The 24,621-nt window shown below is 69.4% G+C and carries 4 protein-coding genes; all 4 read left to right on the top strand.

Going from position 1 to position 24,621, the window contains the following annotated elements; genetic code table 11:
* Window positions 1-356: 356 nt before the first annotated feature.
* The 4 genes from FXO18_RS14475 (at window position 357) to FXO18_RS14460 (ending at window position 24,565) form a co-directional block, all read left to right on the top strand.
* On the top strand, window positions 357-22,382 hold the full coding sequence (locus FXO18_RS14475; protein ID WP_235900686.1) for a non-ribosomal peptide synthase/polyketide synthase: 22,026 nt from the start codon (window positions 357-359) through the stop codon (window positions 22,380-22,382).
* An 85-nt stretch (window positions 22,383-22,467) separates the two neighbouring features.
* Window positions 22,468-23,298 (top strand): crotonase/enoyl-CoA hydratase family protein, encoded by an 831-nt coding sequence (locus tag FXO18_RS14470; protein ID WP_149361850.1) that lies wholly within the window; start codon window positions 22,468-22,470, stop codon window positions 23,296-23,298.
* Between the two features lie 5 nt (window positions 23,299-23,303).
* Complete coding sequence (locus FXO18_RS14465) at window positions 23,304-23,831, top strand: MarR family winged helix-turn-helix transcriptional regulator (protein WP_149361849.1); 528 nt, start codon at window positions 23,304-23,306, stop codon at window positions 23,829-23,831.
* Window positions 23,832-23,917: 86 nt separating this feature from the next.
* Window positions 23,918-24,565 carry a hypothetical protein gene (locus FXO18_RS14460; RefSeq protein WP_149361848.1) on the top strand — a complete coding sequence of 216 codons (648 nt, stop codon included), beginning with the start codon at window positions 23,918-23,920 and terminating at the stop codon, window positions 24,563-24,565.
* Window positions 24,566-24,621 lie beyond the last annotated feature (56 nt).

The following is a 24,621-nucleotide window of genomic DNA, read 5'->3' as shown; positions in this document are numbered from 1 at the left end:
TCGTCCTGGGAATTTCCGAACGGGGCCCCGGGTGGCTACAGTTCGCGTGATACTTGCTGCCGGAGGAGGTGGACCGTAGCCGGATGAGTGCCGCAGTGCAACTGTCAGAGGCGTTGAGTAGCCTTGAGTGACTGCGATCTCAGCCGGGCGCGCGGTCCATTGCGATGTTCGTGCGGTAATTGGGAAACATGCAGCATAGTGCCCATGTTCTTGGGATTGTTGACAAGATGTGCCGAAGGCGAAGAAGAGGACTTGCAGTTGAAGGCCGCGTTGCGGATTGATCGAGTTGCACGCCGTGCGCACGGGGGAGTGCGTCGCGGCGATTCCGTATTCGTACAGGCTCAAGGGGGTTGGACGTGGTGCTGACAGGTGGTTCCCAGGACGATTGGCTGCGCTGGCTGGCACCGCACGAGGACTCGTTCGAGCCGTTCCCGCTCTCGCAGGCCCAGTACGGGATGTGGTTCGCGCAGCAATTCGACCCTGACGTACCCGTGGTCATCGCCCAGTACATGGACTTCAACGGCGAGGTCGATGTCCAGCTGCTCGAGCGCAGCATCGACCAGGCCCGGTGCGAGATCGGTTCCGGCGCTCTGAAGATCCTCCTCGATGACAACGGCGATCCCCTGCAGTGCATCGACCTCGGCGATCACCGATACATCGATTACCGCGACTTCCGCGACGAGCCGGATCCGTTCGCCGCGGCCCTCGACTGGATGCATGACGAGTACAGCAGGCCGATCGATCTCTTGAACGGACCGCTGGGCAACAGTGCGTTCCTGCAGATCGAGGACCACCGGTACCTCTGGTACGGGCGGATCCATCACATCGCGCTCGATGGATTCTCCGCGGCACGCTGGGTCTCCCGCTCAGCGGAGCTGTATACCTGCGCGGTCGAGGGCACCGAGCCTCCCGCGCCGAGGTTCGCCTCGCTGCGCTCCCTGTATGAGGCAGACGTGCAGTACCGGAACTCCAGCCGGTACGCCATCGACCGCGACTTCTGGATCGAGCGGCTGAGCGGCTGGGGCGTGATCTCCAGCCTCGTCGAGGGCACTGCACAGGCTGTTCCCCGCACCAAGCTCGAGACAGCCCCGATCAGCCCTGGGATGGCGGAGCGGCTCGAGAACTCCGACCAGTCCTTCGGGGTGTCCGCCGCGCTCGTGCTGATCAGTGCGTTCGCCCTGTATCTCTCGCGCGCGACCGGAGAGCGCGATGTGACCGTGAGCACCACGATGCTCGGCCGCATCAACCGGCAGCAGCGCGAGTCCGGCGGCACGTTCGCCAACATCGTGCCGCTGCGCGTGAGCATCGATCCGGGCAGCACTCTCGAGGAACTGTTCAAGACGGTGTTCCGCGAGCAGATCGGCGCCCTCAAGCACCAGCGGTTCAGCGTCGAGCAGATCCGCCACGAGATCGGCCTCGGTGATTCGGAGCGCCGGCTCCTCGGCCCCATCGTCAACCCGATGCTGTTCGACCAGAACATCACCTTCGGCGACGTCAGCGGTGAGTTCAACATCCTCACCTCCGGCCCCGTCGAGGATCTTCTCGTCAACATCTACCCGCGCGGTCGCACCGGGCGCACTCACGTCGACTTCCGGGCCAATCCGGGTCTCTACTCCGATGAGCTGCTCGCCGAGCAGCATGGCCGGTTCATGGCGTTCCTCGAGGACTTCCTCTCCTCGAGCCCCGACCGGGCGCTCGACGATATCCACCCGGAAACCGTCGAGATCGGTCGGGCCGCTGCGCTACGCCGGGACGCGGAGAAGTACTGGAGCCGTGTTCTCGATGGCCTGCCCGAGGCGCTCGACGTGCCGGGGGCGCAGGCCGGGGCCGAGCCCAGCACGGCGAGGGTCGAGCTCACGACCACGAGCGAGCAGCTCCAGAGCACCGTCCGTGAGCGCGGAGCGGGCACGGAGCCCCTGCTCATCGCTGCGGTAGCGGCCACGCTGGCCCGGTTGACCGGAGAGCCAGACATCGCGGCCATCATTCCTGCCCCCGAGGGCAATCCCGCCGTCATCCGGCTCGCGGTCGACACCGCGCGATCCTTCGACGAGCTCGCCGAGCAGGCCGGGGAGCGCGCTACCGAGGCTCTCGCGCATGCCACGCTCGACGCGCCCGGCCTCGCCAAGGCCGTCGGCACCACCCATGTCCCGGGTCATGTCTCCCTGGCCGTGCGCACCAGCGATTCGCCCGCGGTTGCCGCGCCTGCCGCGCGGATCGCGATCGAGCTTGACCTCGCTAGCGCCGTGCCAACGCTCGTCGTCACGGCCCCCGGAGCCAGCGGCGCCGTGCGCGAGATCGCCAGCCGGATCGACACGATGCTCGCCCGGTGCCTCGCCGCGCCCGCGAAGGCCATCGGCGACCACTCCATGCTCGCCGAAGAAGAGGTTGAGCTCCTCGTCCCGGTGGAGGGCGCAGCATCGAGCACGACGCGCACCCTCGGAGAGCTGTTCACCGATGTCGCCGCGGCCAACAGCGACGTTCTCGCCGTCATCGCTGATGACCAGGCCCTCACCTACCGCGAACTGGACGCGCGGGCCAACCAGGTCGCCCGCTACCTCATTGCCACGGCGGACCCGCGCGCCGAGCAACTCGTCGCCCTCGGCATCTCGCGCTCCGTCGCATCGATCCTCAGCACCTGGGCGATCACCAAGACCGGCGCGGGCTTCGTCCCCGTCGACCCGAACTATCCGAAGGACCGCGTCGAGCACATGCTCGACGATTCCGGCGCCGTCATCGGCGTCACCGTGGCCGCGCAGCGAGCGAGCCTGCCCGACACCATCGATTGGGTGGTGCTCGATGACCCGGCAGTGAGCGCCGCCATCGACGCGTATCCCAGGGGGCCGCTCGCGCCAACGGAGCTCCGGGCACCGGTCCGGCTCGACAACGTCGCCTATGTCATCTACACCTCCGGCTCCACCGGCAAGCCCAAGGGCGTCGCCGTTACCCACCACGGCCTCGAGAGCTACGCGGCCGAGGAGCGGGAGACGTTCGACGTCACGCCTGGCTCGCGAGCCTTGGCCTTCTCCTCGCCCAGCTTCGACGCCTCGCTGCACGAGATCCTCTTCAGCCTTGGCAACGGCGTCACCATGGTCCTCATCCCCACCACCGTCTATGGCGGCGATGACCTGCGTGACCTGCTGATCCACCACCGGGTCACCCATGCCTTCATCACGCCGCTCGCGCTCGCATCCGTCGAGCCCTCCGGCGTCGATGATCTGCGTGTGATCGCCGTCGGTGGCGAGGCGCTGCCCCGTGACCTGCTGCAGACGTGGTCGCGCGGCCGGGTATTCCACAACGTCTACGGCCCTACCGAGACGACGATCGTCACCGCGATCAGCGAGCCGCTGCAGCCTGACGACCCCATCTCCATCGGTGGCCCCATCCGCGGCACTCGCATGGTGATCCTCGACAACCGCCTCCAGCCCGTCCCCATGGGCGTGCCCGGCGAGCTCTACATCACCGGCCTCGGTCTCGCCCGTGGCTACCACGAGCGCTTCGACCTCACCTCCAGCCGGTTCGTCGCCGATCCATACGGCCCGGCCGGGGCCCGGATGTACCGAAGCGGCGACCTCGCCCAGTGGGCTCGAGCGCCCCGCACCGGCCACCTCACTGTCGAGTACGTCGGTCGCTCCGACTTCCAGGTCAAGGTGCGCGGCTTCCGCATCGAGCTCGGCGAGATCGACACTGTCCTCGCCGACCACCCCAAGGTGGCTTTCGCCGCGACCCTCGGGGCCAACGGCCCCAATGGCGAGACCGCGCTCGTCGCCTACATCAAGCCCGAGGACGGACAGGATCCCACCACCGAGGAACTGCAGGAGTACCTCGGGGAGTTCCTGCCCGCGCACATGGTGCCGTCGCTGATCATCCCGATCAACGAGATCCCCCTCAACCCCGTCGGCAAGCTCGATCGCAAGGCGCTGCCCGAGCCCGACTTCACCGGGACCGGCAGGGCCGCTACTTTCGCGGCGCCTTCCAACCCGGTCGAGGAGATCATCGCCGCGATCTTCGCGGAGCTCCTCGGCGCCGAGACCGTCGGCATCGACGACAGCTTCTTCGACCTCGGCGGCAACTCCCTCGTTGCTACCCGAGCGGTCGCGCGCATCAACGCCGCGCTCGGATCGAGCATCAGCGTGCGCGACCTGTTCGAAGCCACCACCACCCGCGAGCTCGCGCACCGCGCCGAAGGCGGACAGGCAGCGGCACGCCGCCTCCCGCTCGTGCCGCAGGAGCGCCCCGACCGCATCCCGTTGTCGCTCGCCCAGCAGCGCATGTGGTTCATCAACCAGTTCGATCCGGCCTCGCCCGCCTACAACGTGCCCATGGCCGTCGCGATGACCGGGGAGCTCGACCACGAGGCAGTGCAGCAGGCCGTCCTCGACCTGCTCGAGCGCCACGAGTCCCTGCGCACGCTCTTCCCCACCAGCGAGGAGGGCGCCCACCAGGTCATCCTTCCCACCGGATCGGTCCGCCCCGACCTCGCGCCGCGCCCAGCAGCCTCCGACGAGGAACTCGCCGCGGCCGTCACCAGCATGGCGACCGAGGGCTTCGACGTCACCCGCGAGATCCCCGTCCGCGCCGCGCTCTACCAGCGCGACGACACTCACCACACGCTGGTGTTCGTGCTCCACCACATCGCCTCCGACGGCTTCTCCCTCAAGCCGCTCGCCACCGACTTCATGCGCGCCTACACCAGCCGCGCCGCCGGAGCCGAGCCGGACTGGAAGCCGCTCGAGGTCCAGTACGCCGATTACGCGATCTGGCAGCGCGCATACCTCGGCGACGAGGATGACCCTGACAGCGTCCTCGCCGAGCAGATGGACTACTGGAAGACAGCGCTCGCGGGCACGCCCGACCTGCTCGAGCTGCCCACTGATCGGCCCCGCCCTGCCGTGCAATCACTGCGCGGAGCCGATTACGCCTTCACCGTGCCCGCTGATGTCCACAAGCAGCTCCGCGCCCTTGCCAAGGACAACGGTGCGACCCTGTTCATGGTCATCCATGCCGCGCTCGCTGCGCTCCTCGCGCGGCTCGCCGACACCGACGACGTGACCATCGGCACCCCCGTCGCGGGTCGTGGTGAAGCGGCGCTCGACGAGCTGATCGGCATGTTCGTCAACACCCTCGTGCTGCGCACCGCCGTGCACGACGACGAACCCTTCACCGCGCTGCTCGACCGCGCCCGCACCACCGACATCGGGGCATTCAGCCAGGCCGATGTGCCGTTCGAGGGACTCGTCGAGTCGCTCAAGCCGCACCGCTCCACCGCGCACGCCCCGCTCTTCCAGGTGATGCTGGAATTCCAGAACCTCGGCGAGGCGCACGTCCAGCTGCCCGGCCTCGATATCGCCGTCCAGCCGCTCGGCACCTCCACCGCCAAGTTCGACATGCAGGTCATCCTCGCCGAGAAGTTCGGCGAGGACGGTTCCCCGGCCGATCTCGAGGCCACCATCACCTACGCCACCGACTTGTTCGCGGCCACGAGCATCGCTCGCCTCGCCGACCAGTTCCGGGGCGTCCTGCGAAGCATCGCCGCTGATCCTGCCACCCCGCTCGGCGCGATCGAGCTCACCACCAGCGCCGAGCGCGACCACCTCGTGCGGGTGCTCAACGACACCGCGGCACCTGTCGCCGACGAGAACCTCGCCACGATGTTCGCCGACCAGGTCGCCAGGACCCCCGATGCGGTCGCCATCGAGTTCGACGGCACCGCGCTGACCTATCGCGAGCTCGACGAGCGCTCCAACCAGCTCGCCCGCCACCTCATCACCCTCGGCGCGGGCCCCGACACCCATGTGGCGCTAGCGATGCGCCGCTCCATCGAGCTGCTCGTCGGCATGTACGCGGTGATGAAGTCCGGCGCCGCCTATGTCCCGATCGACCCGGACAGCCCCGCCGACCGCAACGAGTACGTCCTCGGCCTCGCCGCACCCATCGGTGCCATCGCCGTCGATGCGGCGGACCTTCCCGAGGGCTCCACGGTGCCCGCGATCATCCTCGGCGGCATCCCGCTCGAGGACTACTCCGCCAGCCCCATCACCGACGCGGATCGCATCAACCCGCTGCGCGCGGACAACCCCGCCTACGTCATCTTCACCTCCGGCTCGACCGGCAAGCCCAAGGGCGTGTCCGTGCCGCACCGCGGCATCGTCAACCGGCTCGCCTGGATGCAGCACGAGTACCAGCTCAGCTCGTCGGACACAGTCCTGCAGAAGACCCCCTACACCTTCGACGTCTCTGTCTGGGAGTTCTTCTGGCCCTTGCAGGCCGGCGCGCGGCTGATCATCGCCAAGCCCGAGGGTCACCGCGACCCCGGCTACCTCGCCGACCTCATCGGCAGCTCCGGCGTCACCGTGCTGCACTTCGTGCCCTCGATGCTCGCGACCTTCGCCTCCTCGCTCGGCGCCGAGCAGCGCGACAAGCTGTCCACGCTGCGCGCGGTGTTCTGCAGCGGCGAGGCCCTGCCACCCGCAGTGGTCGAGGACTTCCGCGCCCTCAGCGACGCGCGGATCCACAACCTCTACGGCCCCACCGAAGCGTCCGTCGACGTCACCTACCACGAGTACACCGAGTCCGACGCCGTGTCCGTGCCCATCGGTGCCCCCGTATGGAACACTCAGGTGTATGTGCTCGACCGCAACCTGCGGCCCACCCCGGTCGGCGTGCCCGGGGAGCTCTACCTCGCCGGCACCCAGCTCGCCCGCGGCTACGTCCAGCGCGGCGACCTCACCGCCGATAGGTTCGTCGCCAGCCCCTACGGCGCTCCCGGCGCCCGCATGTACCGCACCGGCGACCTCGTGCGCTGGCGCGCCAGCACTGACGGCACCACCGAGCTCGACTACATCGGTCGCACCGACTTCCAGGTCAAGCTCCGCGGCCTGCGCATCGAGCTGCCCGAGATCGAAGCCGTGCTTCTCTCCGACGAGACGGTCGCGCAGGCAGTCGTCATCGTCCATCGCGACGAGCACACCGGCGACAGGCTCATCGCCTACCTCGTCGCCGCGCCCGGCCGCAGCATCGACACCGATGCCCTGCTCGAGCATGCCGCGAAGGAACTGCCCGCCTACATGGTGCCCGCCCAGGTGGTCGCCCTCGACGCGTTCCCCCTCGGCAGCACCGGCAAGCTCGACCGCAAGGCCCTGCCCGTGCCCGATTTCGTGGCCGCGAGCGCCGAGCACGTGGCGCCGCGCAACGCCATCGAGGAAGTGATCGCCTCGATCTTCGCCGACCTGCTCGGCACCGATCGGGTGAGCGTCCACGACAGCTTCTTCGACATCGGCGGCAACTCGCTGATCGCCGCCCGGCTCATCGCCCGCGTCAACAACGCCCTAGATGCCAGCATCGGGGTGCGCGACCTGTTCGATGCCCCCACCGTCGCCACCCTCGCGGTCCGTGCCGAGTCCGCGCTTGGCCGCGAGCGCCCGCCACTGGACAGCGTGGAGCGTCCCAGCCCTATCCCGCTCTCGCTCGCGCAGCAGCGCATGTGGTTCATCAACCAGCTCGACAAGAGCAGCGCTGCCTACAACTCCCCGATGCCCGTGCGGCTCACTGGCCCGCTCGACGTCACCGCCCTCGAGCAGGCGCTGCGCGACGTTGTCGAGCGGCACGAGACGCTGCGCACCCGCTACCCCGAGGGCATCGATGGCCCCACCCAGGACATCCTCGGCACCGACGATGTGGCGATCCCCCTCGTGCCCGAGGACGTGGCCGACGAGGCAGAACTGAACCAGCAGGCCGCAGGGTTCGCGTTCACCGGGTTCGACGTGGCCAGCGCGGTGCCGCTGCGCGCGCGGCTGTTCCGCCTCGCCCCCGAGGAGCACGTCCTGCTCGTGGTGATCCACCACATCTCTTCCGACGGGTTCTCCCTCGCCCCGCTCGCCCGCGACGTCGTCGTCGCCTACACCGCCCGCGCCCGTGGGCTCGCCCCCGAATGGTCCCCGTTGCCCGTGCAGTACGCGGACTTCGCGGTGTGGCAGCGGCAGGTCCTCGGTGACGAGAACGACCCCGCTTCCCTGCTCAACGAGCAGCTCGCCTACTGGCGCCACGCCCTCGCGGGGCTTCCCGACGTGCTCGAGCTGCCCACGGATCGCCCGCGGCCGGCCAAGCAGTCACTGCGCGGCGCCGTCGAGGAATTCGACATCAGCGCCGAGCTGCACCAGCGCATCCTCGACCTCGCTCGCGCCCACAACGCCAGCGTGTTCATGGTGATGCACGCGGCCATCGCGCTGCTGCTCGCCAAGCTCTCCGGAACCCAGGACATCGCCGTCGGCACGCCCATCGCCGGACGTGGCGAGGCCGAGCTCGACGATATCGTCGGCATGTTCGTCAACACCCTGGTGCTGCGCACCGAGATCGATCTCGACGCCACCTTCGTCGACCTCATCCATCAGGCCCGTACCGCCGACCTCGGCGCGTTCGGCCGCTCCGATGTGCCCTTCGAGCGGGTCGTCGATGCCTTGAGCCCGCAGCGCTCCGAGGCGCACTCGCCGCTGTTCCAGGTGATGCTGGAGTTCCAGAACAACGAGAAGCCACGCCTCGACCTGCCCGACCTGTCCGTCGAGGCCGTCGACATCCCCATCGACATCGCCAACTTCGACCTGCAATTCATCCTCTCGGAGCGCTACGAGTCCGGCGCCAGTGGCATCACCGCCGGCCTGCGCTACGCCACCGATCTGTTCGACGCCAGCACCGTCCGCGGCTTCGCCCGGAGACTGCTGCTGCTCCTCGACAACGCCACCGCGCGCCCCACCGCGCCGGTCAGCCGCATCGACATCCTCGACGCCGACGAGCGGGCCGAGATCGTCTCCATCAATGGAGGCCCCGGCAACCGTGCCGAGGTGCTGCCGGACCTGCTCACCATGGGCATCCGCGACCAGGACGCGCCCGCCGTCATCGACGGTGACCGGCACATCACCTACCGCGAGCTCGATGAGCTGTCCAACCGCATCGCGCGCATCCTCATCGAGGAAGGCGTCACCACCGAGAATTTCGTTGCCCTCGGCTACGCCCGCTCCATCGAATGGCTCGTCTCGCTGTGGTCGGTCACCAAGGCCGGTGCCGCGTTCGTCCCCGTGGACCCCACGTACCCGCGCGAGCGCATCGAGCACATGCTCACCGACTCCGGTGCCGTCGCCGGCCTCAGCATCGAGGCCAACCACGAATTCCTGCCCCCGCTCGTGCCGTGGATGTTCCTCGACGACCCAGCCTTCCAGGAGCGTGTCGCGCGCACCTCGGCCGCGCCGATCACCGATGCGGACCGCAACGCCCCCATCCTGCTCGAGAACTCCGCCTACCTGATCTACACCTCGGGCTCCACGGGCAAGCCCAAGGGCGTGGTGATCTCCCACCGCGGGCTCGACAACTTCACCCCGGCGATGGTCGCGCACCCCTCGGTCACCCAGCACTCACGGGTCCTGTCGTTCGCCTCGCCGAGCTTCGATGCCTCGCTGCTCGAGGTCCTGATGGCATTCGGCGCGGGCGCTGCCATCGTGATCGTGCCCCCGCACGTCTACGGTGGCGACGAGCTCACCGCCGTCATCCGTGACCACCACGTCACCCATGGCTTCATCACGCCGCTCGGACTCGCCTCCGTCGACCGATCACAGGTCGACCACTTCGAGTTCGTCGTCGTCGGTGGCGAAGCCGTCCCGCCGGAGCTCGTCAACGAGTGGGCGCACGGCCGCAAGATGTACAACGGCTACGGGCCCACCGAGGCCACCATCGTCGCCACCCTCAGTGATCCCATGCAGCCCGGCCAGCCCGTGCGCATCGGCCGCCTGTTCAATGGCGTCACCGCGGTCGTGCTCGACACCCGCCTGCAGCCTGTTCCCAAGGGTGTCGCCGGCGAGCTGTATGTCTCGGGCCTCGGCCTCGGTCGTGGCTACCACCAGCGGTTCGGGCTCACCTCCGACCGGTTCGTCGCCAACCCATACGGCGAGCCGGGGGAGCGCATGTACCGCACCGGTGATGTGGTCCGGTGGGTCGATGACTACCAGCTCGAGTACCTCGGGCGCTCCGACTTCCAGGTGAAGGTGCGTGGCTTCCGCATTGAGCTGGGCGAGATCGACTCCGCCCTGCTGAGCCACCCGAGCATCGACTTCTCCGTCACGCTCGGCCGCACCAGCCCCTCCGGTGCCACCGCGCTCGTGTCCTACGTCCGTGCGGCTGCTGGGCACGAGGTGGACACCGCGGAGCTCACCGAGCATGTCGCAGGCTTCCTGCCCGCCTACATGGTGCCGTCGGTGATCATGGTGATCGAGGAGATCCCGCTCGCCGTCACCGGCAAGCTCGACCGCAAGGCCCTGCCGGATCCGGACTTCACCCTTGCTGCTACCGAGTACCGGGCACCCACCAACCCGATCGAGGAGACCCTCGCCGGCATCTTCGCCGACGTCCTCGCCATCGACCGGATCAGCATCGACGACAACTTCTTCGATGTCGGCGGAAACTCGCTGATCGCCACCCGTGTGGTTGCCCGCGTCAACGCCGCGCTCGGCATCCGCATCGGCGTGCGCGAGCTTTTCGACGCGCCGACCGTCGCGGGGCTGGCTGCCATCATCTCCGAGCATGCCAGCGAGGCGACCGACCGGCCCGCGCTCGTTCCCCAGTCACGACCCGAGCGGATCCCGCTCTCCTCCGCGCAGCAGCGCATGTGGTTCATCAACCAGTTCGACACGGAGTCGGCCGCCTACAACGTGCCTATGGCCATCCGGCTCAGCGGCACGCTCGACCTGCCGTTGCTCAACACCGCCATCCGTGATGTGATCGCGCGGCACGAGTCGCTGCGGACCGTCTTCCCGAGCATCGACGACGAGCCCGTGCAGGTCATCCTGCCGTCCGACGACGTGGCGCTCGACCTCGAGCCTGTCGGCACCGCGCCTAGCGACCTCATCGCCACGATCGAGGCATTCGTCGGCCAGGGCTTCGACGTGACCACCGCCGTGCCGATCCGGGCCAGGCTGCTCCGGCTCGCCGCCGACGAGCACGTCCTCGTCCTCGTCGTCCACCACATCTCCGCGGACGGCTTCTCCATGGCGCCGCTCGCCACCGACGTGATGATCGCCTACCACTCCCGGCTGCACGGCGACGAGCCCGCCTGGAAGCCGCTCGACGTGCAGTACGCCGACTTCGCGCTGTGGCAGCGCAAGCTGCTCGGCGAGGAAGCCGATCCAGGCTCGATCCTCGCCCGCGAGCTCGGCTACTGGAAGAAGGCCCTCGCCGGGCTGCCCGACGTCGTGGAGCTGCCCGCCGACCGGCCCCGCCCGGTCAACGCCTCCCTGCGCGGCGGACTCGTGCGCTTCCCGATCGACGCGGACACCCACCAGGCGCTCGCCGAGCTCGCCCGGGCCCACGGCGCCACCATGTTCATGGTGATGCACGCCGCCCTCGCCGTGCTCGTCTCCCGACTCTCCGGCGAGAACGACCTCGCCATCGGCACGCCCGTCGCCGGACGCGGCGAGGAAGCCCTCGACGGTGTGGTCGGCATGTTCGTCAACACCCTCGTCCTGCGCACCGAGATCGACCACAACGAGTCCTTCGCGGACCTGCTCAGCGAGGTCAAGAACACCGACCTCGGGGCGTTCACCAACGCCGACGTCGCGTTCGAGCGGCTCGTCGAGATCCTGCGGCCCGACCGCTCCACCTCGCACTCGCCGCTGTTCCAGGTGCTCATCGAGTTCCAGAACAACCCCGAGGCACGGCTCGAGCTGCCCGGCCTGACCATCGAGCCGGTCATGTTCGAGGACCACATCTCCAAGTTCGATCTGCAGCTGTCGCTGCGGGAGAGCATCACCGAGGACGGCGCGCACGCCGGCATCGACGCTGGCTTGATCTACGCCACCGATCTGTTCGACGAGGACACCGTCGAGGTGTTCGCGCAGCGGTTCCAGAGCATCCTCGCCGCGATCGTGGGCGATCCCACGGTGCCCGTCGGCGATATCGCCCTGCTCAGCGATACCGAGCAGCACACCATGCTCACCGCATGGAACCACCCGGGCACGATCGTGCCCGAGCGCACGCTCGCCGATGCCTTCGCCCACGCCGCCGAGCGCTTCCCCCACCGCATCGCCGCGGTCTCCGAGATCGACGGTGAGCGCATCGAGCTCACCTACGCCGACCTCGATCAGCGCTCCAACCAGCTCGCCCGGCGCCTCATCGCCGCCGGGGCGCGGCCCGAGACGCTCGTGGGCGTGGCGTGCCCGCGCGATGCCAGCCTGGTCATCGCGCTGCTCGCGGTCATCAAGTCCGGCGCCGCCTACCTGCCCGTGGACACGACCTACCCGTCCGATCGCCTCGAGTTCATGCTCACCGACGGCGCGCCCGTCGCGATCATCACCACCAGCACCGAGCAGCACCTGCTGCCCGCCACCAGCAGCGAGATCCTGCTTCTCGACGAGGATGCCACCGCCCACAGCGCGGCGCCGATCACCGACAGCGACAGGATCGCCCCGCTGCGCTGGGACAACACCGCCTACGTCATCTACACCTCCGGCTCCACCGGCAAGCCCAAGGGCGTCACGGTGCCCCACCGCACCGTCCTCACCCTGTTCGCCAACACCCAGGCCAGCTTCGGCTTCGACGAGAACGACGTGTGGACGATGTTCCACTCCTACGCGTTCGACTTCTCCGTCTGGGAGCTGTGGGGACCGCTGCTGCACGGCGGCACCCTCGTGGTCGTCGACTACTTCACCGCCCGCAGCCCCGAGCAGTTCCACGCGCTGCTGCGCCGCGAGCACGTCACCGTGCTCAACCAGACACCGTCCGCGTTCTACCAGCTCGCCGAGATCGACCGGCAGGCAGGCGCGGGCGACGACCTCGCGCTGCGCTCCATCATCTTCGGCGGCGAGGCCCTCGACCTCGCCCAGCTCGACCGCTGGTACGCCCGCCACGCCGACGACGCGCCACGCCTGGTCAACATGTACGGCATCACCGAGACGACCGTGCACGTCACCTACCTCGAGCTCGACCGCGAGTTCGCTGCCAGCGCCGCCGCCTCGGTCATCGGCCAGGCCCTGCCCGGCCTGCGCGTCACCGTGCTCGACGCGCGCCTGCGACCCGTGCCGCCCGGCACCATCGGCGAGATGTACGTCTCGGGCGCGCAGCTCTCCCGCGGCTACCTCGGCCGCCCCGACCTCACCGCGGGACGCTTCGTCGCCGACCCCTACGGGGAGCCAGGCTCGCTGATGTACCGCTCCGGCGACCTCGCGCGCTGGAACAAGGACGGCCAGCTCGAGTACCTCGGCCGCTCCGACTTCCAGGTGCAGCTGCGCGGCTTCCGCATCGAGCTCGGCGAGATCGAGGCTGCGCTGCTGCGCTACCCCGGCATCGCCCAGTCCGCTGTGCTGCTGCGCGCCGACAACGGTCCCGGATCCGAGCGGCTCGTCGGCTACGTGCTGCCCGAGGCCGGGCAGGCGCCCGAGCCGCAAGCGATCCTCGATGCGCTCGCCGATACCCTCGCCGCGCACATGATCCCCGCCGCGGTGCTCGTCGTCGACGAGTTCCCCCTCACCGCCAACGGCAAGCTCGACCGCCGTGCCCTGCCCGCGCCGGACTTCTCCGCCCTCGTCACCGAGGGCCGCGCCCCGTCCACCCCGGTGGAGGAGAAGCTCGCCGAGGTGTTCGCCCAGGTGCTCGGCCTCGACTCGGTGGGCGTGGACGACTCGTTCTTCGCCCTCGGCGGCGACTCGATCATGTCGATCCAGCTCGTCACCCGCGCCAAGGCCGTCGGCATCCAGCTCAAGCCCCGCGACGTGTTCAACCTGCGCACCGTCGCAGCGCTCGCCAGCGCGGCGGTGCTCACCGAGGACGAGGAAGCCGTCACCCTCACCGAGCTGCCCGGCGGCGGGACCGGCCCCATGCCGCTGACCCCGATCATGGAATGGATGCTCGAGCGCGGCGGCGCCTACAACCGCTACTCGCAGTGCGCGCTGCTCACGCTGCCGCCCGGGATCGACCGCGAGGGAATCGCCGCGACGCTGCAAGCCGTCATCGATCATCATGACCTGCTGCGCGCTCGCCTCGACGGGCACGAGCTGATCGTCGCCGAGCCTGGCAGCATCAACGCCGATGACCTGATCGACCATGTCGAGGTTGATTCCGAGCCTGGCAGCGACGCGTTCACCCGCGCTGCCGAGAAGGCGCTCGACGCCGCCGCGGACAAGCTCGACCCCGAGAACGGCACCATGCTGCGGGCCGCCTGGATCGCGCCCCGCACCAGCAGTGCCGGACGCATCGTCCTCGCCATCCACCACCTCGCCGTGGACGGTGTGACCTGGCGGTTCCTCGTGCCAGACCTCGCGACGGCCTGGAACCAGATCGCCAACGAGCAGCCCGTGCAGCTCGATGCCAGCACCACCTCGTTCCGGCGCTGGGCCCACGGGCTGGCCGAGAACGCCCCCGCCCGCCACGACGAGCTCGACACGTGGCGCCGGTTCCTCGACGGCACCGAGCCCCACCTCGGTTCGCGTGCCTTCGACCCCGCCGTCGACACCAATGCCACCGTCGAGCGCATCGATGTCTCGGTGCCCAGCTCGGTCACCGATGCCCTGCTCACCCGGGTGCCCGAGGCATTCCACGGTGGGGTCAACGACGGCCTGCTGGCCGCGCTCGTCCTCGCGCTCGCCCGCTGGCGGGGCGCCACCACGCCGCTCGTGGGCCTCGAGGGCCACGGCCGCGAGGAGAACGCCGTCCCCGGCGCCGACCTCGGCCGCACCCTCGGCTGGTTCACCACCATCATCCCGATCCGGTTCGACGCCACCGGCATCGACCTCGATGATGCCTTCGCTGGCGGTGCCGCCACCGGCGCACTCATCAAGAACGTCAAGGAATTGCTGCGGTCGCTGCCCGACAACGGCATCGGCTTCGGCCAGCTGCGCTACCTGTCCCCGGATACCGCCGACGAGCTCCGCCCGATCAGTCGGCCCCAGGTCAGCTTCAACTACCTTGGCCGCTTCACCACCGGCGAGCTCACCGATGAGCTGCGCGCCCTCGGCTGGCTGCCCGTCGGGGACAACGAGGACACCACCAACCTCGCGGCCCGCCAGAACGACGACATGGCCGCGATGGCGGTGCTCGACATCAACACCGTCACCGAGGCCACCGCGGACGGCCCCGTGCTGCGCGGCACCATCGGATTCCCCACCGGGCTGCTCACCGAGGCAGAGGCACGCGAGTTCGCCGGATTGTGGACCGAGGCGCTCACCGCCATCGCCAACCACGTCTCCCGGCCCTCCGCCGGGGGATTCACCCCCACCGATCTCGACCTGGTGCGCATCGACCAGCCCTCGATCGACCGGCTGGAGAAGCAGTACCCCGGCCTCGCCGATGTGTGGCCGCTCTCCCCGCTGCAATCCGGCCTGCTGTTCCACGCGGTGCTCGCCGAGCAGACCGTCGACGCCTACATGGTCCAGCTGGTCCTGCACCTGCGCGGCGTTGTTGACGAGGACCGCATGCGCCGCACCGTGCAGGCCCTGCTCGGCAGGCATGCCAACCTGCGCGTCGCCTACGCTTCCGACAACACCGGGCAGCCCGTGCAGCTCGTGCTCGATGACGTCGAGGCACCCTTCACTGTGGTCGATCTCTCCACCGCCGCGGACCAGGAAGCCGCGCTCACCGAGGTATTGCGCGCCGACCACCAGCGCCAGTTCCAGATGGGCACCGCCCCGCTGATCCGCTTCATGCTCGTCGATCTCGGAGGAGGCGAGTACCGGTTCGTCATCACCAACCATCACATCCTGCTCGATGGCTGGTCGACACCGCTGCTGCTGACCGACCTGATCGGCCTCTACATCCTCGACGCCGACCCGTCGGCGCTGCCGCCCGTGCGCTCCTACCGCGACTACCTCGCGTTCGTCTCCTCGACCGATCCGCGGGAATCGCTCGCGGCCTGGGTGGAGGCATTCGCCGGGGCAGAGGAGCCCACCACGATCGTGCCGCTCGACAGGTCCCGGCAGCATGATGCTGGCTCCCGCGAGACCATCGTCGACTTCACCGAGGACGAGACCGAGCGCTTCACCACCCTTGCCCGCGACCTCGGCATCACCCTCAACACGATCGTGCAGACCGCCTGGGGCATCATCCTGGGCACGCTCACCTCGCGCGATGACGTCGTGTTCGGCACCACCGTCTCGGGACGGCCACCGCAGATCCCCGGCATCGAGAAGATGATCGGCCTGTTCATCAATACCCTCCCCGTGCGGGTGACCCTGGACCCGGCCGAGTCGCTCACCGACCTGCTCAAGCGGGTGCAGTCCGAGCAGGCCAACCTGCTTGACCACCACTACGTGCAGCTCGCCGACATCCAGCGCGAGGTCGGCGCGGGCGCTACGTTCGACACCCTCGCCGTGTTCGAGTCCTACCCCGTCGACACGGCCGGCGCTACCGAGGAGACCGACCTCGGCGGCATGCGCATCGTCGGGTTCGACGGCGTGGACGCCGCTCACTACCCGGTGACCCTCGTTGCCTACACCGACGATGCCCTGCACCTGAAGCTCAAGTACTTCCCCGACCTCGTCGACGACGCGACGCTCGATGGCATCCAGCAGCGGCTCGCTGCGGTGATGCGCCAGCTGCTCGACGAGCCGGCGACGCGATACGCGCAGCTCGATGTGCTCACCGCCGCCGAGCAGGAGCGGTACGTGCCAGTCTCCGGCCAGCCTGGCCAGACCACCCGCACCCTCGCGCAGGTCCTCACCAACGCCGCCGCAGCCGACCCCGAGCGGGTAGCGATCATCGATGGTGACCGTGAGATCAGCTACCGCGAGCTCGACGAGCGCTCCAACCAGCTCGCTCGCTTGCTGCTCGACCGTGGTGCCCGCCCCGAGGCGTTCGTGGCGCTCGGCATCTCCCGCTCCATCGAGTCGATCCTCGGGATCTGGGCGGTCACCAAGACCGGTGCCGCTTATGTGCCCGTGGACCCGACCTATCCGCGCGACCGCATCGAGCACATGCTGACCGACTCCGGCGCGCGGACCGGGCTCACCACCAGCAACCGCATCGATGCGCTCCCGCAGGATGTGCCCTGGCTCGTCCTCGACGATGCCAGCACCATCGCGGAGATCGACCAGTACCCGGCCACGCCGATCCGCGCGGACGAATTGCACGGCACCGTGCACCTCGATTCCGCGGCGTACATCATCTACACCTCGGGCTCGACCGGAACGCCCAAGGGCGTGCTCGCCACCCACCGTGGCCTCGAGAACTACGCCACCGTCGCGCGCGAGCACTTCCGCACCGGGCCCGACGCCCGGGTGATGCACTTCTCGTCACCGAGCTTCGATGCCTCCGTGCTCGAGCTGCTCCATGCCTTCGGCAGCGCCGCGACCATGGTGATCGTGCCGCCGGAGACCTACGGTGGCGAGGAGCTCGCGCAGATCCTCGCGAGCAAGAACGTCACCCACGCCTTCATCACGCCGCTCGCGCTCGGCTCCATGGACCCGGCAGCACTGCCTGGGCTGCAGGACATCTCCGTCGGTGGCGAGGCAGTGCCCTCCGCCCTCGTCGAGGACTGGGCACCAGGCCGTCGCCTCTACAACGGCTACGGTCCGACCGAGACGACGATCATGGTGCTCATCGGGCAGCCCATGCGCCCCGAGGGCCCGGTCCGGCTGGGCGCGCCTATCCGTGGCACCGACGCCGTCGTGCTCGACGCGCGACTGCAGCCCGTGCCCGTCGGCGCGGCCGGCGAGCTATATGTGACGGGGCTCGGCCTGACCCGCGGGTACCACGAGCGCCGTGGGCTGACCTCCGAGCGGTTCATCGCCAATCCCTTCGGCGAGCCCGGCACGCGCCTGTACCGCACCGGCGACGTGGTCCGCTGGGCGCCGCGCGACGACGGCACGCTCGAGCTCGACTATGTGGGACGCTCCGACTTCCAGGTGAAGGTCCGTGGCTTCCGCATCGAGCTCGGCGAGATCGACGCCGTCCTTGGCAACCATCCCACCGTCAATGTTGCGATCACCGTCGGCCACACGCGGCCCAACGGGCAGACCATGCTGGTCTCGTATGTCTCGCCGCGCGAGGGCGCGACCATCGACACCGCTGAGCTCACCGTGCACCTCGGCGAGTCCCTGCCCTCGCACATGGTGCCGTCGCTGATCATCCCGGTAGCAGCCATGCCGCGCACCCCGGTCGGCAAGATCGACCGCAAGGCACTGCCCGAGCCGGACCTCTCCGCCCTCGAGATCGAGTACGTGGCCCCGCGCAACGTCATCGAGGAAGCCATCGCCGGGGTATTCGCCGAGGTGCTCGCCGAGGAACGCGTCAGCGTGCTCGCGAACTTCTTCGACCTCGGTGGCAACTCACTGATCGCCACCCGCGTGATCGCTCGCGTCAACGACGCGCTCGGCACCGCCCTCGGCGTGCGGGAGCTGTTCGATGCCCCCACCGTCGAGACACTCGCCCTGCGCGTCGAGCAGGCCGGGGCTCCCGAGCTCGCCGCCGTGCCACTCGAGCGGCGCGAGCGGCCCGCGCGCGTCCCGGTCTCGCTCGCGCAGCAGCGCATGTGGTTCATCAACCAGTTCGACACCACGTCGCCGGCCTACAACGTGCCGCTCGCGGTGCGGCTCACCGGCGACCTCGACGTCCATGCCTTCACCGAGGCGCTGCACGACGTCATCGACCGCCACGAGGCACTGCGCACCGTGTTCCCGCGCACCGATGACGGCCCCACCCAGGTGATCCTCCCCGCCGACGCCGTGGTGAACGGACTCGCGCCGCACGACATCCCCAGCGAGGAAGTGCTCCGCGACCGCATCATCCGCATCGCTGGCCAGGGCTTCGACGTGCAGTCCCAGGTTCCGCTGCGGGCGAGGCTGTTCCGCCTCTCGCCGACCGAGCACGTGCTGCTCGTCGTCGTGCACCACATCTCCGCCGACGGGTTCTCCATGATGCCGCTCGCCCGCGACATCATGGTCGCCTATCACGCGCGGCGAGCGGGTGCGGAGCCTGGCTGGAAGCCGCTGCGCGTCCAGTACGCCGACTACACCCTGTGGCAGCGCGAGGTGCTCGGCGACGACACCGACCCCGCCAGCCTCGCCGGGCGGCAGATCGACTTCTGGAAGCGCACCCTCGCCGGTGTTCCCGACGTGCTCGAGCTGCCCACCGACCGGCCCCGGCCCGCCCAGCAGACCCTGCGCGGCGCCGATGCCCGGTTCACCATCCCCGCGGCGCTGCACAGCCGGATCGACGCGCTCGCCAAGCGCAACGGCGCCACCACGTTCATGGTGCTGCACTCCGCGCTCGCGGTCCTGCTCGCCAGGCTCTCCGGCAGCGAGGACATCCCCATCGGCACGCCCGTCGCGGGGCGCGGCGCCGCCGCGCTCGACGACCTCGTTGGCATGTTCGTCAACACCCTGGTGCTGCGTACTCCTGTCCCGGCGAGCGCGAGCTTCACCGACGTGCTCGCCACCGCCAAGGACACTGATCTCGCCGCGTTCAGCAACGCCGATGTGCCATTCGAGCGGCTCGTGGAGGTCCTCAAGCCGGAACGCTCCACCGCGCACGCGCCACTGTTCCAAGCCACCATCGAGTTCCAGAACATCGGTGCTCCGGGCATGGACCTCGACGGTGTCCGCGTCGAGCCGCTCGAGTTCCCCACGGTCGTCGCGAAGTACGATCTCGAGCTGATCCTCAGCGGCGACGGCAGCGGCAAGGGCGATCTCGAGGCGGCGTTCACCTACGCCACCGACCTGTTCGACCCTGAGACGGTCGAGCGCCTGGCCGAGCGGTTCCTGCGCATCCTCGATGGGGCCGTGCGGGACCCAGCCCGGCCCATCGGGGACATCGAGATGCTCGACGCTACCGAGCAGGAACGCTTCGTCCCGGTCCACGGCCCCGCTGGGCTCGAGCCCGAGCTGCTGCCCGGGATCCTCGCGCGCGCTGCGGCGCACGACCCGGGAAGCACTGGCCTCGAGCTGGGGGAAACCTCGCTCACCTACCGCGAGCTCGACGAGCAGTCCACCAAGCTCGCCCGGCACCTGATCACCCTCGGCGCGGGGCCCGAGACGGTAGTCGCGATCGGCATGGCGCGCTCCATCGAATCCGTGCTCTCCGTGTGGGCCGTCGCCAAGACCGGCGCCGCGTTCGTTCCCGTGGACCCGAGCTACCCGGCCGATCGCATCGAGCACATGCTCACCGACTCGGCGGCCGTCGCGGGCATCACCATCGCCGCGCACCGGTCCGCGCTGCCCGGGCTCGTGGAATGGGTCGAGCTCGATGACCCAGCGACCCAGGAACGCATCGCATCGCTGCCCGCCACACCGATCACCGACACTGATCGCGCGCAGCCACTGCGCGTGCACAACCCGGCGTACCTGATCTACACCTCCGGCTCCACCGGCAAGCCCAAGGGCGTCGCCGTCACCCACGCCGGGCTCGCCAGCCTGGCCGCGGAGGAGCACGATCATCTCGGTGTCGAGCCAGGGTCGCGCGTCCTGCACTCGGCGTCCCCGAGCTTCGACGCATCCGTGTTCGAGATGCTCATGGCGTACGGATCCGCCGCGACCCTCGTCGTGGCACCGCCCAGCGTCTTCGGTGGCGGGGACATGGCCGAGCTGCTCCGGAGCAAGCGGATCACCCACGCCTTCTTCACTCCGGCCGTGCTGGCCTCGGTGGAGGACGACGGCGTGGACGATCTCCGCTCCATCCTCGTCGCTGGTGACGTCTGCCCGCCCGAGCTCGTGGCCCGCTGGGCGCCCGGCCGCTCCATGGTCAACGCCTACGGACCCACCGAGACCACCATCATGAGCAGCATCACCGCGCCCATGAAGGCCGGCGAGCCCGTCACCATCGGTGCCACCACCCGTGGCTTCACCGCGATGGTGCTCGATGGACGGTTGCAGCCGGTGCCACCCGGCGTGGCAGGGGAGCTGTACCTGGCCGGCCCCGCGCTCGCGCGCGGCTACGAGGGCCGCCCGGACCTCACCGCGCAACGCTTCGTCGCCAATCCGTTCGGGGCACCGGGGGAGCGGCTGTACCGCACCGGCGATGTCGTGCGGTGGATCGACCGCGCCAACGAGCCCGAGATCGAGTTCGTGGGCCGCTCCGACTTCCAGGTCAAGATCCGCGGCCTGCGCATCGAGCTCGGCGAGATCGACACAGCCCTCGCCAGCCACTCGAAGACCAGCTTCGCCACCACCACCGGCTACCAGCGCGAGACCGGCGACACCATCCTCGTCTCGTACGTGCGCCTCCACGACGGCGACACCGCTACCCCGGAGGAGCTGCGCGCCTACGTCAGCGAGTTCCTGCCCGGCTACATGGTGCCCTCGGTGATCGTGCTGCTCGACGAAGTGCCGCTCACCCCGGTCGGCAAGCTCGACCGCAAGGCCCTGCCCGCGCCGGACCTCGACGCGTTCCGCAAGGAATACGTGGCCCCGCGCAACGACGACGAGCGCATCGTCGCCGAGGTGTTCGCCTCCATCCTCGGGATCGAGCAGGTCAGCGTGCACGACAGCTTCTTCGACCTCGGCGGCAACTCGCTGAGCGTCACGCAGGTCGTCTCCGCGCTCGAGAAGGAGACCGGCCGCGCGCTGCGCCTGCAAGCGGTGTTCCTCGACCCGACCCCCGCCGGCCTCGCCGAGCGGTTGCAGCGGCCCGACGAAGCACCCAGCGAGCTCGCCGGGCAGCTCCTCGCGCCCGTGATCCGGCTGCGCCCGAATGGCCGCAAGGAACCACTGTTCTGCGTGCACCCCGGCGTGGGCCTGTCCTGGGCATACACGGCACTGACCGCGCATGTCCCCGAGGACCGCCCGGTGTTCGGCCTGCAACTGCCCTCCCTGACCGGGGCGCAGCCGGCGGAATCGATCAGCGAGCTCGCCGCGGACTATGTCCGGCACATCCGTGACATCCAGCCGCAGGGGCCCTACCACCTGCTCGGCTGGTCCCTCGGTGGCGTAATCGCCCAGGAGATGGCCGTGCAGCTCCGCGCCGCGGGCGAGGACGTCGCGACCGTTGCCCTGCTCGATAGCTTCGTCGTCGCCGAGACCGAGGTGCCGACCATGGCCGAGCTCGTGGGCAGCTTCGGCATCGTCGACGGCGCGAGCGAGGACCTCGACTACGAGGACGCGGCACGGCTCGTCGACGAGGGGATCGGGCAGCCCACCGGGCTCACCGGTACCCACATGGAGCGCATCCACCGCGGGTTCGAGGACGCCGCGCGCATCATGGCCGACCATGAGCCGTCCGTCCTCGATGCCGAGGTGCTGTTCTTCGCGGCCCGCGGCACCATCGATCCGGCCGGAGCACTGCGCACCGCGGACGAATGGCGACCACTGACCAGTGGGGCGCTGCACGTCCATGACGTGCCGGTCAAGCACCAGCAGATGGTCGAGCCGGACGCCCTCGCGGTGATCGGGCCGATCCTCGCCCGTCATCTCGACGATCACTGACCGGGAGCTGCCAGCACGCCACGCGCCTGCTGGCAGCTCGCCGCTCATGGTGTGGTGGCAGCGGGGCCAGGCATGCTCGGCTAGCATGGGAAAAATGGCGCAGACCAGCATCACGTACCGCATCGAGGGCCCGGTGGCGCACGTCGCGCTGGCCCGTCCCGACAAGCTCAACGGCCTCACCCTCGACATGCTCGCCGAGCTCGTCGAGGTCGCTGGCAAGATCAAGCAGGATCGCTCCGTGCGCGCAGTGATCCTCACCGGCGAGGGTGGCTCCTTCTGCGCCGGGCTGGACTTCCCGTCCGCCACCAAGGAGCCCAAGCGCATCGCCAAGTACTTCGTGCCGGTGCCGTCCTTCGTGCCGCTGCCAGGCCGGGGCACCAACATGTTCCAGCGGGCGTGCTGGGCCTGGCGGGAACTGCCGGTTCCGGTGGTCGCCGCCATCCACGGCCATTGCTACGGAGGTGGCCTGCAGCTCGCGCTCGCCGCCGATTTCCGCTTCGCCGCCCCGGATGCGGAACTATCCGTCCTCGAGGCGAAGTGGGGAATCATCCCCGACATGACCGGCACCGCTACCCTGCGCGAGCTCGTGGGCATCGATGTCGCGAAGCTGCTCACGATGACCGGCAAGATGCTCACCGGCTCCGAAGCGGGGGAGCTTGGCCTGGTCACCGAGGTGCATGACGATCCCGCGGCGGCAGCGCAGAAGCTCGTGGATGTCCTCGTGCAGCAATCGCCGGATGCCGTCGCGGGTGCCAAGAAGATCTTCAACGCTGCTTGGTCCGGCTCGCCGGAGCGTGCCTTCGCCGCCGAGCGCCGCACCCAGCTGCGGCTGCTCACCGGCGAGAACAGCAAGATCGCCCGCAAGGCCCGCATGAAGGGACAGCAGCCCGAGTACCGGCCGCGGAAGCTCTACTGACCATCGTGGACGGGGAAGCCACGGACAAGGCGCAATCCGGCGGTGACGCGCGCGGTGACGCGGGGGCAGCCGCCGGGGACGCATCCAGCGATGCCCTCGAGCTCGTGATCGCTGTGCATCGGCTCGTCCGCAGCCTGCGGCGTGCCTCATCCAACCGGGGCTACTCGTCCACCCAGCTCGTGGTGCTCACCTACCTCAAGGATGTCGGCTCCGCCCGGATCGGTGAGATCGCCGCGCATGTCCCGTGCTCGCAGCCCACCGCCACCACCGTGGTCAACGGCTTGCAGAACTCGGGCCTCGTCGAGCGGGTCCCCGACGAGGGCGATCGGCGCGCCACACGGGTGACGATCACCAAGCTCGGCCTCGCTGCGGTGCGCGCCGTCGCCGAGAGCCGTGCCTCGGCACTGTCCCGGCGCCTCGACACCCTCGATGACCACTCGCGGGACCTCGTGCGCGAGCTCATCCCGCTGCTCACCGCGCTCGCCGATGCGCCCGGTGAGGAAGCAGGCCGGGAGGAACCGGCCGGGTCCTGAGCCAACGAGGCCGGGACAAGCTGGGCCTGGCGGACGGGGCGCGGGCGGACGGGCGATGATCGCCCGCCTCCCGCTATCGTGGAGTAATGCTGACCATGCCGCTGCACCGCCTCCGCAGCGTTGCTGTCGGCGCGGTCACGATCGCGGTGGCCACCGCTGCGCATGGCGCGGCGGGAGGCGGGGTCCTCGCGGGATCGGGCCTGGTGATCCTGCTCCTCGTGGGCGCGGTAACCGGTGGAGCGGCGATGAGCCTGGGCGCCATGCCAACCGCGCGCACGGCCTATCGCTCGTTGCTGCCGATCCTCGCTGCGGGCCAGGTCGCCGCGCACGTGGTGCTCTCCGCGGTTCTCGGCCAGCACGGTGCAGCCCATCCCAGCGCCGTGCATCCCAGCGCCGTGCATCCCAGCGCCGTGCATCACGGTGCAGCCCATCACGGCGTCGGCTATCACGAGGCAGTGCCCGCCGTGCATGGCGAGTCGCTTCCCATGCTGCTGGCTCATGCAGTAGCGATCATCGTCGCGGCCACACTGATCCAGGCGGGCGAGCGCGGCTGTTCGTGCGTGACTGGCTTCATCAAGCAGGCAGTGGCGCTCCTCGCCCGCGTTGCCCGCGTTGCCACTTCCGAGCTGCCCGACGTATTCGGTGCCGGAGAGCAGGAGCCGCCGCGGCTTCGCCCCAGGCTGCTCGTCGCGGGACTATCCTCGCGCGGCCCTCCAGCCCCCGCATTCCAGTAGCCAGGGACCGTTCCTTCCGGGCGGTTCCCGTTCCGCGCGCGCCACCGATGGCGATG

The organism is Lolliginicoccus suaedae, assembly GCF_008312885.1.
In the GTDB taxonomy this organism is placed as follows: Bacteria; Actinomycetota; Actinomycetes; order Mycobacteriales; family Mycobacteriaceae; genus Lolliginicoccus; species Lolliginicoccus suaedae.
This window is presented reverse-complemented; position numbering and strand designations above follow the sequence as displayed.

Excerpts from the sequence above, each read along its gene's own strand:
- FXO18_RS14470 (WP_149361850.1), top strand. The coding sequence starts at position 22,468 with ATGGGAAAAATGGCGCAGACCAGCATCACGTACCGCATCGAGGGCCCG.
- FXO18_RS14460 (WP_149361848.1), top strand. The coding sequence starts at position 23,918 with ATGCTGACCATGCCGCTGCACCGCCTCCGCAGCGTTGCTGTCGGCGCG.